At 67.7% G+C, this 12,962-nt stretch carries 13 protein-coding genes; 9 read left to right on the forward strand and 4 right to left on the reverse strand.

What is annotated here, in order from left to right; translation table 11 throughout:
- Positions 1–63: 63 nt before the first annotated feature.
- The 3 genes from CAL26_RS12500 to CAL26_RS12510 all read left to right on the forward strand — a co-directional run bounded on the left by CAL26_RS12500 (position 64) and on the right by CAL26_RS12510 (position 3,497).
- Positions 64–1,902 carry a gamma-glutamyltransferase family protein gene (locus tag CAL26_RS12500; protein ID WP_094847242.1) on the forward strand — a complete coding sequence of 613 codons (1,839 nt, stop codon included), beginning with the start codon at positions 64–66 and terminating at the stop codon, positions 1,900–1,902.
- 99 nt (positions 1,903–2,001) lie between these two features.
- Positions 2,002–2,973: a Bug family tripartite tricarboxylate transporter substrate binding protein gene (locus tag CAL26_RS12505; protein WP_094847243.1), complete on the forward strand. Its 972-nt coding sequence runs from the start codon at positions 2,002–2,004 to the stop codon at positions 2,971–2,973.
- Positions 2,973–3,497 carry a GAF domain-containing protein gene (locus CAL26_RS12510; protein ID WP_094847244.1) on the forward strand — a complete coding sequence of 175 codons (525 nt, stop codon included), beginning with the start codon at positions 2,973–2,975 and terminating at the stop codon, positions 3,495–3,497. Before CAL26_RS12505 ends, CAL26_RS12510 begins: the two co-directional genes overlap by 1 nt.
- Before the next feature lie 18 nt (positions 3,498–3,515).
- Here the strand turns inward: CAL26_RS12510 and CAL26_RS12515 are convergent, their stop codons facing one another.
- A complete protein-coding gene (locus CAL26_RS12515; protein ID WP_094847245.1) occupies positions 3,516–3,992 on the reverse strand; it encodes a VOC family protein in 477 nt (158 codons plus the stop codon).
- A gap of 154 nt (positions 3,993–4,146) precedes the next feature.
- Between CAL26_RS12515 and CAL26_RS12520 the strand changes: the two genes are divergently transcribed.
- The 4 genes from CAL26_RS12520 to tcuB all read left to right on the forward strand — a co-directional run bounded on the left by CAL26_RS12520 (position 4,147) and on the right by tcuB (position 8,285).
- Complete coding sequence (locus CAL26_RS12520) at positions 4,147–4,629, forward strand: secondary thiamine-phosphate synthase enzyme YjbQ (protein WP_373454475.1); 483 nt, start codon at positions 4,147–4,149, stop codon at positions 4,627–4,629.
- Between the two features lie 7 nt (positions 4,630–4,636).
- Positions 4,637–5,557 carry a LysR family transcriptional regulator gene (locus CAL26_RS12525; RefSeq protein ID WP_094847247.1) on the forward strand — a complete coding sequence of 307 codons (921 nt, stop codon included), beginning with the start codon at positions 4,637–4,639 and terminating at the stop codon, positions 5,555–5,557.
- 81 nt (positions 5,558–5,638) lie between these two features.
- Complete coding sequence (tcuA, locus tag CAL26_RS12530) at positions 5,639–7,054, forward strand: FAD-dependent tricarballylate dehydrogenase TcuA (protein WP_094847248.1); 1,416 nt, start codon at positions 5,639–5,641, stop codon at positions 7,052–7,054.
- A complete protein-coding gene (gene tcuB, locus CAL26_RS12535; RefSeq protein ID WP_373454476.1) occupies positions 7,041–8,285 on the forward strand; it encodes a tricarballylate utilization 4Fe-4S protein TcuB in 1,245 nt (414 codons plus the stop codon). The genes tcuA and tcuB overlap by 14 nt, the downstream gene beginning before the upstream one ends.
- 105 nt (positions 8,286–8,390) lie before the next feature.
- Here tcuB and CAL26_RS12540 read toward each other — a convergent pair whose 3' ends face one another.
- Positions 8,391–9,701, reverse strand: a complete 1,311-nt coding sequence (locus CAL26_RS12540; RefSeq protein ID WP_094847250.1) for a cation:proton antiporter — start codon at positions 9,699–9,701, stop codon at positions 8,391–8,393.
- A gap of 93 nt (positions 9,702–9,794) precedes the next feature.
- Positions 9,795–10,430 (reverse strand): TetR/AcrR family transcriptional regulator, encoded by a 636-nt coding sequence (locus CAL26_RS12545; RefSeq protein WP_094847251.1) that lies wholly within the window; start codon positions 10,428–10,430, stop codon positions 9,795–9,797.
- A gap of 130 nt (positions 10,431–10,560) precedes the next feature.
- On the opposite strand from CAL26_RS12545, the gene CAL26_RS12550 reads away from it, so the two are divergent.
- Positions 10,561–11,250 (forward strand): SDR family oxidoreductase, encoded by a 690-nt coding sequence (locus tag CAL26_RS12550; RefSeq protein WP_094847252.1) that lies wholly within the window; start codon positions 10,561–10,563, stop codon positions 11,248–11,250.
- 19 nt (positions 11,251–11,269) lie between these two features.
- Here CAL26_RS12550 and CAL26_RS12555 read toward each other — a convergent pair whose 3' ends face one another.
- Entirely contained in the window at positions 11,270–12,064 is a 795-nt protein-coding gene (locus CAL26_RS12555; RefSeq protein ID WP_094847253.1) for a hypothetical protein, read from the reverse strand.
- A gap of 103 nt (positions 12,065–12,167) precedes the next feature.
- Here CAL26_RS12555 and CAL26_RS12560 point away from each other — a divergent pair, with 103 nt between their 5' ends.
- Positions 12,168–12,923: an IclR family transcriptional regulator gene (locus CAL26_RS12560; protein WP_094847254.1), complete on the forward strand. Its 756-nt coding sequence runs from the start codon at positions 12,168–12,170 to the stop codon at positions 12,921–12,923.
- Positions 12,924–12,962 lie beyond the last annotated feature (39 nt).

Raw genomic sequence — 12,962 nt, forward strand, 5'->3', positions numbered from 1 at the left:
AAACATCGCTTCCGTTATTGCCTGCTACATATACTTTCAACTTTCAGGGATAAGGCGTCGGTCATGGCCACTTCCGCATTCACTACCCGCCCGGAGATCCGCGGCACCTTCGGCGTCGTCTCGTCAACGCACTGGCTGGCCTCGCAGGTCGCGATGAGCGTGCTGGAACGCGGCGGCAATGCCTTCGACGCGGCCGTCGCCGGCGGCTTCATGCTGCAGATCCTGGAACCGCACCTGAACGGCCCGGGCGGCGAAGTCCCCATGCTGTTCTGGAGCGAAAAGGAGCGCCGCATGCAGGCCCTGTGCGGCCAGGGCAATGCGCCCGCGCTCGCCACGCCGGCCTATTTCAAGGGGCTGGGCGTGGACATGGTGCCCGGGATCGGCCTGCTGCCGGCCACGGTGCCGGCCGCCTTCGGCGCCTGGCTGGCGCTGCTGCGCGATCACGGCACCTGGGAGCTGGCCGACGTCCTGCGCCCGACCATCGAGTACGCCCGCAACGGCTTCCCGCTGGTGCCGCGTATCGTGCAGGCCATCTACGCGGTCCAGTCCCTGTTCCGTGACGAATGGACGTCGTCCGCGGCGGTATGGATGCCGGACGGCCGCGTGCCGCATCCCGACAAGCTGTTCCGTTCGCCCGGCATCGCCAACACCTATACGCGCATCCTGGAAGAATCCGGCGGCAAGGGCGATCGCCGCGCGCGCATCGATGCGGCCATCGACGTCTGGTACCGCGGCTTCGTCGCGCAGGCCATCGACAAGTTCTACCGTACCGAGGCCATCCGCGACACCACCGGCGAGCGCAACACCGGCTTGCTGCGGCTGGACGACATGGCCGCCTGGAAGCCGCGCTACGAGGATCCCGTGACGACCCAGTTGGGCCGTTATACCGTCGCCAAGTGCGGTCCCTGGTCGCAGGGCCCGATCTTCCTGCAGCAGCTGTCGATACTGCGGCACCTGGGCATCGAGAAGACCTCGCCGGATTCGCCCGAGTTCGTGCACAAGGTCGCGGAAGCCGCCAAGCTGGCCTTCGCCGACAAGCTGGCGTGGTATGGCGACCCCGATGCGGTGGACGTGCCCATGCAGGCACTGCTGTCCGACGAGTACGCCCGCGCTCGCGCGGCGCTGATCGGCGATCGCGCTTCCAAGGAGCTGCGCCCGGGTAGTCCCGACGGCCGCTCGCCGCGCCTGCCCGACCTGGAAGCGGCGGTACGCACGCTGGCGGCGTCGGACACGCGCTTCGGCGTGGGCGAACCGACCTTCGCGCAACTGCCGCCCGTGCAGGAATGGCTGGAGCGCGAAATCTTCGTCGGCGACACCTGCCATATCGACGTGATCGATCGCGACGGCAATATGGTGGCGGCCACGCCCTCGGGCGGTTGGCTGTCTTCCAGTCCCGCCGTGCCGGAACTGGGCTTTTCCATCACGACCCGCCTGCAGATGACCTGGCTGGACGAAGGGCTGCCCGGCACCTTGCGTCCCGGCATGCGTCCCTGCACCACGCTGTCGCCCGGCATGGCGCTGCGCGACGGCGAACCCTATATGGCTTTCGGCACGCCCGGCGGCGACCAGCAGGACCAGTGGGCCGTGGCCTTCTTCCTGCGCCACGCGCTGTTTGGCATGAACCTGCAGGAATCCATCGAATGTCCGTCCTGGCACATCGACCACTTTCCCGGCTCGTTCTGGCCCCGTACGACCACGCTCAACCGCATCACCGCCGAATCGCGCTTTCCCATCGCCACGCTGGAAGCGCTGCGCGCGGCCGGGCATGAGGTCAAGGTGGGCGGCGACTGGTCGGAAGGCCGCATCAGCGCCTGCACCCGCGAACCCGAGGCGGGCGGCGGCCGGCTGCTGCGCGCCGGCGCAAATCCGCGCGGCATGCAGGGGTACGCGCTGGGCCGCTGACAACTTTTTTCTCGCAAGCCCAGGCACGCGGGCCAGGGCTTGTTATTGCAACCCGCCGCGCGACAACCGGATCGCGCGGCATATTCCGGGGATTCCCTTATGAAATCGATACGACGTTTCCTGAGCGCGGCGGCCGTCGCGCTGGCGGTCCTGCCAGGCCTGGCCCTGTCGGCCTATCCCGAGAAGCCCATCACGCTGATCGTGCCGTGGGCCGCCGGCGGCTCCACCGACATCCTGGCCCGTCTGCTGGCGCAGCATATGAGCACGAGCTTCGGCCAGTCCGTGGTCGTCGAAAACCGTTCCGGCGCGTCCGGCAACATCGGCTCGGCCTTCGTCGCGCGTTCCAAGCCGGACGGCTACACGCTGCTGATCGGCTCGATGAGCACCCATACGATGAACCAGGCGCTGTACGCCACCATGCCGTTCGACGGCGTGAAGGATTTCAGCCCGATCGCCGAACTGGCCCTGGTGACCAACACCATGGTGATCAATCCGGAAGTGCCCGCCAAGAACGTCGCGGAGTTCATCGCCTATGCCAAGGCCCATCCGGGCGCGGTGGCTTACGCCTCCGCCGGCGCCGGCTCGACCAACCACCTGAGCGCCGCGCTGTTCCAGAAGGCGACGGGCGTGCAGATGGTCCACATCCCGTACCGTGGCGGCGCGCCCGCCGTGCTGGACACGGTCGCCGGCCGCACCCAGCTGTTGTTCAGCGCCGGCACGCAGACGCTGCCGCACGTCAAGTCCGGCAAGCTGCGCCTGCTGGCCGTGACGGAAGACAAGCGCTCGCCGCTGCTGCCCGACGTGCCCACGGTTGCCGAGACCGTGCCCGGCTATGAGCTGGCCGTGTGGTACGGCGCCTTCGGCCCGGCCGGCATGGACCCCGCGCTGGTGCAGAAGCTGAACACCGAGATCAACCGCATCCTGGCACTGCCGGACGTCCAGAAGCAGATGGGCGACATCGGCGTGCAGGTCCTGCAGACCACGCCCGCCGGCTTCCAGAAGACCCTGGAACAGGACGCCGACAAGTACGGCAAGCTGGTCCGCGAACTGGGTATCAAGGCAGACGAGTAATGACCGACACCGCTTTTTCCATCAATGGCGTCCCGCTGCATCGCGCGGTGCTGGACGGCGTGGAGGCGGTCGCCGCGGCCTGCGCGGGCACCGATCCGGTGGCCTTGTTCGCCGCCATCGACGCCTACGCCAAGCCGGTCCTGCGGCAGACCTTGTGCACCGTGAACCGTTTCGATGCCAAGCGCGTCGCCGTGGTCCGCCTGTACAGTTCCGACACCGCGGCGTATCCGGTGGGCGGGTCCAAGGAAAAGGCGGGGACGCGCTGGGGCCAGCATGTCCTGCTGGACCGGCGCGTCTATGTGGGAGAGGGCGTGGACGCGATCCGCGAAGCGTTCGACGACCACCAGGCCATCCTGGCGCTGGGCTTGAAGTCGGTGATCAATGTGCCGGTGGTGGCGAACGACGTCTGCCTAGGCACCCTGAACCTGCTGATGCCCACCGAGCGCATCGATGGCGGCCAGGTCGCCTTCGCGCGCCTGGCCGGCCTGCTGGCCGTGCCGGGCTTCGTCGCGATGGGGCGCTGAGGCTTCCAGGCGCCGCCGTCACTGTCCCGGCGGCATCTTCGCCATCGCTTCCTTTATTTCCTCCGGCGTCAGGTCGACCTTGTGCGTGGCGATCGACCAGCGGTGGCCGTGGGGATCGTCGATCTGGCCGTAGCGGTCGCCCCAGAACATATCGGTGGCGGGCATCACCAGCGTGGCGCCGGCGGCGACCGCGCGTTCGATGACGCCGTCGGCGTCCTCGACGTACAGGTGCAGCACCATGGACTTGGGCTGGCCGGCCTGCGGCCCCAGCGAGCCCCATTGCGGGCATTCCCCGGCCATCATCATGGCCGAGTCGCCGATGCGCAGCATGGCGTGCATCAGCATCTTGCCATCCGGCGACATGAGCTTGGTTTCCAGCGTCGCGCCGAACGCCTTTTCATAGAAGTCGATGGCCGCCAGGGGATTGGCGCAGATCAGGTGCGGCGTCAGGGTATGCATGCCGGGCGGGATGGGGCGGGACGATGGCGTGGGCATGGTAAGGTTCCTCTCAGCTTGGGCGGCGGGCCGGGCCGCGGATACGGGCCTGTCTTACGACGAACGGGACACGGCTGATTCGACATCGCTCGGGCAGGGCGCGCGCTAAACTTTTATCACGCCAGCCATACCGCCCCAAGACACCGGAGTCATGATGAGAAAATCCAGGGCCAGGGTCCTGCCCATGCGCGCCATGCTGCAGGACGAAATGGAGATCGCCACGTCCGGGCGGGGTTTCGTCGAATTGACGCAGGACGTCCGCGCGATGGTGGCGGACAGCGGCGTGCAATACGGCCTGGTCCATGTGTTCACCCAGCACACCAGCTGTTCGCTGCTGATCACCGAAAACGCGGATCCCCAGGTCCGCGCCGACCTGGAACGCTATTTTGCCCGCATCGTGCCCGATGGGGATCCCCTGTTCCTGCATGACGACGAAGGGGCCGACGATATGCCGGCCCATGTGCGTGCCGCGCTGACCGGCGTGAGCCTGACCGTACCGGTCACCCGGTCCGATCTGGCGCTGGGCACGTGGCAGGGTATCTATCTCTGGGAGCATCGCGTGCGCCCGCATCGCCGCGTGGTGACCGTCACCGTGACCGGCTACGGCGAGCTGGCCAACGATAACGGCAACGGGTAGCGGCGACATGGAATTGCGGCAGCTGCGCGCCTTCGCGCGCATCGTCGAACTGGGCAGCATGGGCCGCGCGGCGGCGGAACTGGGCGTGGTCACGTCCGCGCTCAGCCAGCAGATCAGCCGGCTGGAAAGCGAACTGGCGACCCGGCTGTTGCAGCGCACGGCCACCGGCGTGATTCCCACCGACGCCGGCCGTGCCTTCCTGCGCCAGGCGCAACTGGCCATCCGCCATGCCGACGCCGCCGCCATGGCCGCCCGCGAGGCCCGGCTGGCCGGGCAGGTCAGCGTGGGCCTGGCTTCGACCACGGCCACCGTGCTCGCCCCGCGCTTCATCCATGCCATGCAGCAGCGCTATCCCGACGTCCGGCTGCGCATGACGGAGAGCCTGTCCGGCCATCTGGCGGCCATGCTCAATGCCCGCCAGGTGGACCTGGCCATCGTGTTCAATACCGACGCCGCCCAGCGCTGGACCGTGCTGCCGCTGCTGGATGAGCAACTGGCCCTGATCGGTCAGCCCACCACCCCCTGCTGGCCCGCCGCCGACACGGCCAGCCTGGGCGACCTGGCCGGCGTACCCCTGGTGCTGCCCAGCGCCGCGCACGGCTTGCGCAACCTGGTGGACGCGGCCTTCGCACGCCTGGGCGCGGAGCCCAATGTCGTCGCCGAAGTCGACGGCCTGGCCACGCTCATGGCGATGGTCCGGGTCGGCCACGTGGCGACCATCCAGCCGGGCGCCGCGCTGGCGGCGGACCCCACCCTGGGGCGTATCTGGCTGACCGGCGCCGACCTGCATCGCAAGAACCTGCTCGTCAGTTTGCCTGAAGACGAACTGTCGCCGGCGGGCCTGGCCGCCCGTATCGTCCTGGGGGACGTCGCCCGCGAGCTGGTCAAGGAAGGGGGCTGGCCCGGCGCAAGTCTTCAGAATTTGTGAAGACCTATTGAAGACTTGCCCCTTACGGCGGAGTGGCTTCTCGTCTACAGTCCGCACCTGTCCAAGGAGGGCTAGAAAGCCATGTGGGATGTATTGGTTATCGGCGGCGGCAATGCCGCCCTTTGCGCTGCGCTGATGGCGCGGGAGGCCGGCGCCAGCGTGCTGATGCTGGAGTCCGCTCCCAAGGAATGGCGAGGCGGCAACTCGCAGCACACGCGCAACCTGCGCTGCATGCATGACGAGCCGCAGGACGTGCTGGTGGAAGCCTACCCGGAAGAAGAGTTCTGGCAGGATCTGCTGAAGGTCACCGGCGGCATCACGAACGAACATCTGGCGCGCCTGGCGATACGCGCGTCTTCCACCTGTCGCCCGTGGATGCGCAAGCACGGCGTGAACTTCCAGCCGCCGCTGTCCGGGGCGCTGCACGTGGCGCGCACCAACGCCTTCTTCATGGGTGGCGGCAAGGCGCTGGTCAATGCCTATTACCGCAGCGCCGAATCGCTGGGCGTGCAGGTGCGCTACAACGCGCCGGTGGAACGCCTGGAACTGCGCGACGGCCGCTTCGTCGCGGCCTTCGTCGGCCAGGAGCGCATCGAGGCCAAGGCCTGCGTGCTGGCGGCGGGCGGTTTCGAATCGAACCGCGAGTGGCTGCGCGAGGCCTGGGGCCAGAACGAGCGCGGCGAATGGCCGGCCGACAACTTCCTGATTCGCGGCACCCGCTTCAACAAGGGCGTGCTGCTGAAGTTCATGATGGATGCCGGCGCCGACATCATCGGCGATCCGTCGCAGTCGCATTGCGTGGCCATCGACGCGCGCGCGCCGCTGTACGACGGCGGCATCTGCACCCGCATCGACTGCGTGTCGCTGGGCGTGGTCGTCAACCGCGACGCCGAGCGCTTCTACGACGAAGGCGAGGATTTCTGGCCCAAGCGCTATGCGATCTGGGGCCGCCTGGTGGCCGGGCAGCCGGGCCAGATCGGCTATTCCATCATCGATGCCAAGGCCGTCGGCCGCTTCATGCCGCCGGTGTTTCCGGGGACGCAGGCCGATACGCTGGAAGAGCTGGCGCGCAAGCTCGGGCTGGATGAAGCGCGCTTCATGCAGACCATGCGCGAATACAACGCCGCCTGCCGCGTCGGCACCTTCGACCACACCAAGCTGGACGACTGCCATACCGAAGGCATCGCCCCGGCCAAGACGCACTGGGCCCGTCCCATCGACCGCGCGCCTTTCTTCGGCTATCCGCTTCGTCCCGGCATCACCTTTACCTACCTGGGCCTGAAGGTGAACGACCAGTCCGCCGTGCATTTCAACGGCGTGCCCAGCGACAACCTGTTCGTGGCCGGCGAAATGATGGCCGGCAACGTCTTGGGCAAGGGGTACACCGCCGGGGTCGGCATGTCGATCGGTACCGCATTCGGCCGCATCGCCGGGACGCAGGCCGCGCAGGCCGCCGGCAAGAAATCATCCATGGGAGCCGCCCTTGAAACAGCTTGAAGCCCTCGTCAAACAGGCGAGCGCCATGCACGTCGTCACGCCCGACGCTTCCATCACCCCGGCCCGCACGGCCGAGGGCCATAGCGCCATGAAGGAAACCCCGGTCAAGTTCGTGTCCAAGCACGCGCCGACCACCGAGAACGAAGCCGAAGTCGCGCGCGTCATGCAGATCTGCAACGCCTGCCGCTACTGCGAAGGCTTCTGCGCGGTTTTCCCCGCCATGACGCGGCGCCTGGAGTTCGGCAAGGCGGACGTCAATTACCTGGCCAACCTGTGCCACAACTGCGGCGCCTGTCTGTACGCCTGCCAGTACGCGCCGCCGCATGAATTCGGCGTCAACGTGCCGCAGGCCATGGCCAAGGTGCGCGTGCAGACGTACACCGATTACGCCTGGCCGGCCGCGCTGGGTTCGCTGTACAAGCGCAACGGACTCACGGTGTCGCTGGCGACCGCCGCCATGCTGGCCCTGTTCCTGGTGCTGGCCATGATGTCGGCCGGTTCGCTGATCCACGCGCCGCTGGCCGGCAACTTCTACGCCATCTTCCCGCACAACACGCTGGCGCTGATGTTCGGCGTGGTGTTCCTGTTCGCCATCCTGGCGCTGGGCATAGGCGTGACGCGTTTCTGGCGCAATGTCTCGCCCGGCAAGGCCAGCGGTCCCGCGGTGGCCGAAGCCGCGCACGACGCCTTGCGGCTGCGCTACCTGGACGGCGGACACGGCAAGGGGTGCAACGAAAACGACGACGCCTTCACGCTGGCGCGCCGCCGTTTCCATCACTTCACCTTCTATGGCTTCATGCTGTGTTTCGCCGCCACCTGCGTGGCCACGCTGTACCACTATCTGCTGGACTACCACGCGCCGTATCCTTTCTTCAGCGCGCCGGTCCTGCTGGGCACGGTGGGCGGCATCGGCCTGCTGATCGGCCCGGCTGGCTTGCTGTGGCTGAACCTGCGGCGCCTGCCGGAGCAGGGCGACGTGAACCAGCGTCCGATGGATCGTGGCTTCATCGCCTTGCTGCTGCTGATCTCGGCCACCGGCCTGGCGCTGCTGGCGGGGCGCGATACCGGCGCGATGGGCCTGTTGCTGGCCATCCACCTGGGCACGGTGATGGCGCTGTTCCTGACGCTGCCGTACGGCAAGTTCGCCCACGGCATCTACCGCAGCGCGGCCTTGCTGAAGTGGAATATCGAGAAACGGCAGCCCAATTCTCTGCAGTTGGGCTCCGATTGAAGGAAAAAACCGCGCCATGGCGCGGTTTTTTTTGCCGGGCGATGTGGGCCGGGCGATGCGGGCCGGGTGATGCGGGCTGGTCGTCCAGGCCACGTCGTCCCGGCCTTATTCCTCGACCGGCTTCTTGCGGTAGTACCAGGTCAGCGTCGGCAGGGCCGAGCAGCCATGGATGAAGACCGACAGCGTGATGGTGCCCAGCAGGTAAGGCATCAGCGGCTTGACCTGCTGCGGCACCTGCTCCAGCGCGAACAGCAGATAGAAGAACGTCCCCACGCCGCGGAAACCCAGCCATGACGCCACCAGGCGTTCGCGCCAGGCCGCGGCGGTGCCCGCCATGGCGGCCTGCACGGCCACCGGCCGCGCCACGAAGAAAAGCAGGGCGACCATGGCAAGCAGCGGCCATGACATCAGGTCCCGCCAGTGCGCGGAGATGACGCTGCCGATGATCAGCATCAGGGCCAGCTCCACGATGCGTTCCATCTCGATGGAGAAGGCCATCATGGATTCCGCCAGATAGGCGTGGGCGAGTTCCGGATCCTTGGCGGCCTCCTTGCGCTCGCCGTGCGTGACGTCGTGCAGCGCGGCGCGTGGCGTCGACTCGCCGGTTTCCCGCATCTCGCGCCGGCGCAGGGCCACGCCGGCGCAGAACACCGCCAGGAAGCCATAGCCGTGCGCCATCAGCGTCAGGCCATAGCAGGTCGTCATCAATCCCAGGGCCAGGAAACCTTCGAAGCCCAGCGCCTTGGCGTAGCGTATGCGCAGGCGCGCCACCAGGGCTTCCGTCAGGGTGCCCATGGCCAGGCCGATGGCGACCGCCGAGACGATGCCCCAGGCCAGCTCGCCGGCCAGCAGCCACGGTTGGTCCAGCTTGCTGTCGGGCATACCGCACAGCATCATGCCCAGCAGGGCGAAAGGATAGGCGGCGCCGTCATTGGCGCCGCCTTCGCCCGATAGCGAAAAGCGCAGGGAATCGTCGTCGCCCGCCTCGCGGGGGCGCAACTCGCTGGCCAGCACCGGATCCGTCGGCGCCATCGCGGCGCCCAGGACCAGGGCGGGGCCGATGTCCAGATGCAGGCCGTAATAGGCCGCCGCGGCCATGATGGCGATCGTGATGACCATGGCCGGCAGCGCCAGGCGGAAGGGCGGCGACCACAGCCGGTGCCCCAGGGGAGCCCGCAGGTGCAGGCCGATGGCGAACAGCGACACGATCAGGCCGGTCTCGGTGATGATGCGCAGGACATGCGTGTCCTGGAAGATATCCACCTTGAGCAGGCCGACCCCCGCCGGGCCGATGGCGAAACCGACCAGCAGATACACCATGGCGCCGGTCATCGGAAGCCGCGCGATCAGGTTGCGGGCCAGGGCCATGGCGATCAGCAGGGCGCCGACCAGCAGGTACCAGACAGCTTCGATCATGGATGGATATTCCCCGTTTTTATCGGGCCATCCCGGCGGCCATGGGCGGCCGTGGGAGGCGCTGGCGCCCCACAGCACGCGCCATGCCCATCTTTATCCGTTCTTGCCGGCCTGGTTCGCGCCAGCTTCGTTCGTGCCAGCTTGATGGGCGGCCGCCGCCATATCGGCCAGCGACTTCCTGGCGTCTTCCAACAGGCGATCCGACAGGGCCGGGTCATCGATGGCGCGCGCCATGGCCACCGTGCCGACCAGGGCCGCCATGATCGTCCGCGCGCGGGCCCGCGCGTCCGGCGCCTGCGGGTCGGGCAGGTAGCGGACGATGATGTCCGCCATGCGCTCGAAGGCGCGCGTGGTGGCGGCGCGCGTGGCATCGCCGGCCCGTCCCAGCTCGCTGCCCAGCGCCGCCAGGCCGCAGCCGTTTTCCGGCGTGTCGCGATGGGCGACCGACAGATAGGACGCCAGGAAAGCGGCCAGGCGCCGTTCGGGCGGTTCCTGCGCGACGCGCTCCACCAGGTCGTCGAGCACGCCGTTGATGGACTTGCCGCAGGCTTCGGCCACCAGTTCGTCTTTCGACGTGAAGTGTTTGTAGAAGCCGCCGTGCGTCAGGCCGGCGGCGCTCATCAGGCCGGCCAGCCCGGTGGCTGCGATGCCGTTGCGGCGGAACTCCTGGCCCGCCGCGGCGATGATGCGCTCGCGGGTACGGGCGGCTTCTTCGCGGGATTTCCGCATGGCAGCACTCCCTGAAAAATTGTGGTTGACATTTAGATGATACCTGACATCTAATTAGATGTCGATTGACATCTAATCATACGGCAAGACGGCGGACCTGTCGTCGGCCGCAACCTGACGGAGTGACATCATGGAAATCAAAGGAAGCGTTGCATTGGTGACGGGCGCCAACCGGGGCCTGGGCAAGGCCATCGCGCAGGCGCTGCTGCAAGCCGGCGCCAAGGTGTATGCGGGCGCGCGCAATCCCGACAGCGTGGATCTGCCGGGCGCCATCCCCGTCGCGCTGGACGTGACGGACCCCCAGAGCGTGCGCGCGGCGGCCGAGCGCTGCGCGGACGTCCAGATCGTCGTCAACAACGCCGGGATCAGCGTGCCCGGGGCGGCCCTGAGCGCCGATGCGCCGGCACGCGCCCGCCAGCTGCTGGACGCGAATTTCTTCGGCATCCTGAACGTCAGCAGCGCATTCGCCCCGGTGGTGGCGGGCAATGGCGGCGGCGCCTTCGCCAATGTGCTGTCGGTGCTGAGCTGGCTGGTGATCCCGAATTCGACGATGTACAGCGCCTCCAAGGCCGCCGCGTGGGCCCTGACCAATGGCATGCGCGCCGAACTGAAGGAGCGGAACATCCAGGTGACCGGGGTGCACGTGGGCTATATGGACACCGACATGGTCCGGGCGCTGGATGCGCCGAAGACCGCGCCCGCCGTGGCCGCGGAAAAGATCGTGGCGGCGATCCGCGACGGCCAGGCGGAACTGCTGATCGACGACACCAGCCGGCAGGTCAAGGCATCCTTGAGCCTGGAGCAGGCTGCGTACCTGTAAGCGCCGGCCCGCGGTACCGTTAAGCCCGGTGCGGGCCGATGCGCGTCATCTGCGCATCGAAGTTGGCTTCGCATCGCGTATTGTCCAGATTCTTGCGCGCGCGCGCGGCCGATACGCCGGGCCCGCCCATCGCCACGTCGTAGATGCGGCGCGCCGATTCCGTCGAAAGGCGCTGGCGCGCCGCCTTTTTCAGCTTGCCGGGATTGTTGGCGACGTTGAATATCCGCAGGTCGCGGGGCAGGCGGGAAGGCAGCGCCCAAAGCTGGTTGCCCTGCGCATCCAGGCGGGTGAGCCGCTCCGGCAGGTTGTCCGGCAGGCCGGTCAGCCCATTGTGCGATAGATCCAGCACGACCAGTTGCGAGGGCAATGGGTGCGTGAGCGCCTTGATCGAATTGCGCGCCAAAAGCAGAAACTGGATATCGCAGGGGAGCGGGGGCACGCTCGTCAGCTGGTTATCGGACAGGTCCAGGCTGAATACGGCGGGGATGATGGGCGGCGGCTCCAGCAGGCCGAGTCCCTTCAGCGACAGCTTGGCGTTGTGGCCCTGGGCGATCGCGGCTTCGATGCGCTGGCGTGCGGTGATGCGGTCTTCGCCGGGCCGTGCGTCGGCGACGTACAGGTCCAGCGCCTTGGCGATGCGCGGGTCCACCTTGACGCCGCTGGCCAGCAGCACCGTATCGCCGGCCTTGGGAACCGATTCCATCGCCGCCGTGGCGCGCGCCAGGGCGCCGTGCGTGATACTGACGTGGGTTTCCTGGCGCTGCGTGTCGACCGGGCGCGCCTTGCCTGCTTGTATCGGGCTGATCACGATCATCTTCCCTTCCTTTCCATGGATTCAGAAGTGCGCTTCGTAGCGCCGCCGCCGGCCAGGTTCCGTGCGCGCGCCGTGGTATCTTTGCGGCGACACAGGATCCCTTATGGACAAGACGTTATTGAAGGGGCTGATGGTGCTGGAGGCCGTCACCGAGGTCGGCCATCGGCCGCGCACGATAGAAGAGCTGGCCAACCGGGTCGGCCTGACGCGCAGCAACACCCACCGCACCCTGCAGACCCTGGCGCACGCCGGCTATATCGTGAAGGATGAAGCCAGCGGCGAATACCGCGCGACCGTGCGGCTGTTCGAACTCGGCGCGCGCCAGTTGGCGCAACTGGATGTCCGCAAGCTGGCGCAGCCGGCCATGCATCGCCTGGCCGAGCGCTCCGGCGAAACGGTGCACCTGTCGGTGCTGGATGGCATCGAAGTCGTATACGTCGACAAGATCGACAGCCCGCAACCGGTACGCGCGTATTCGTACATCGGCGGCCGCGCGCCGGCCTATGCCGTCGCCACCGGCAAGGTGTTGCTGGCGCATCAGCCCGACGGTTATGTCGCGCGCTGCGCGGACGCCCTGCAGGCGCATACGCCCAGGACGATCGCCACCATGGCGGCCCTGGAAGAGGAAATCCGCAGGATCAGGCGCCAGGGCTACGCGATGAACCGCGGCGAATGGCGCGCCACGGTGGGCGGCGTGGCGGTCGCCATCTTCAACGGCCTGGGCCAGGCCGTCGCGGCCTTGGGCATATCGGGACCGCTGGAGCGGCTGACGGCGGCCCGCATGAAGGAGCTGGCGCCGGCCGTCGCCGAGTGCGCCGGCGAGGTCTCCGAGCTGCTGGGATACCGCGGCGACGCCTGAAGCCGATAGCGGGTTGCCGCCGCCCGGATCATCGTCGTC

The organism is Bordetella genomosp. 9 (genome assembly GCF_002261425.1).
GTDB lineage: Bacteria > Pseudomonadota > Gammaproteobacteria > Burkholderiales > Burkholderiaceae_B > Bordetella_C.

Bases quoted from the DNA above. Each gene is read 5' to 3' on its own strand.
- CAL26_RS12500 (WP_094847242.1), top strand. From the start codon at position 64: ATGGCCACTTCCGCATTCACTACCCGCCCGGAGATCCGCGGCACCTTC.
- tcuA (WP_094847248.1), top strand. From the start codon at position 5,639: ATGTGGGATGTATTGGTTATCGGCGGCGGCAATGCCGCCCTTTGCGCT.
- CAL26_RS12545 (WP_094847251.1), bottom strand. From the start codon at position 10,430: ATGCGGAAATCCCGCGAAGAAGCCGCCCGTACCCGCGAGCGCATCATC.
- CAL26_RS12540 (WP_094847250.1), bottom strand. From the start codon at position 9,701: ATGATCGAAGCTGTCTGGTACCTGCTGGTCGGCGCCCTGCTGATCGCC.
- CAL26_RS12550 (WP_094847252.1), top strand. From the start codon at position 10,561: ATGGAAATCAAAGGAAGCGTTGCATTGGTGACGGGCGCCAACCGGGGC.
- CAL26_RS12555 (WP_094847253.1), bottom strand. From the start codon at position 12,064: ATGATCGTGATCAGCCCGATACAAGCAGGCAAGGCGCGCCCGGTCGAC.
- CAL26_RS12520 (WP_373454475.1), top strand. From the start codon at position 4,147: ATGAGAAAATCCAGGGCCAGGGTCCTGCCCATGCGCGCCATGCTGCAG.
- CAL26_RS12510 (WP_094847244.1), top strand. From the start codon at position 2,973: ATGACCGACACCGCTTTTTCCATCAATGGCGTCCCGCTGCATCGCGCG.
- CAL26_RS12525 (WP_094847247.1), top strand. From the start codon at position 4,637: ATGGAATTGCGGCAGCTGCGCGCCTTCGCGCGCATCGTCGAACTGGGC.
- CAL26_RS12515 (WP_094847245.1), bottom strand. From the start codon at position 3,992: ATGCCCACGCCATCGTCCCGCCCCATCCCGCCCGGCATGCATACCCTG.
- CAL26_RS12560 (WP_094847254.1), top strand. From the start codon at position 12,168: ATGGACAAGACGTTATTGAAGGGGCTGATGGTGCTGGAGGCCGTCACC.
- CAL26_RS12505 (WP_094847243.1), top strand. From the start codon at position 2,002: ATGAAATCGATACGACGTTTCCTGAGCGCGGCGGCCGTCGCGCTGGCG.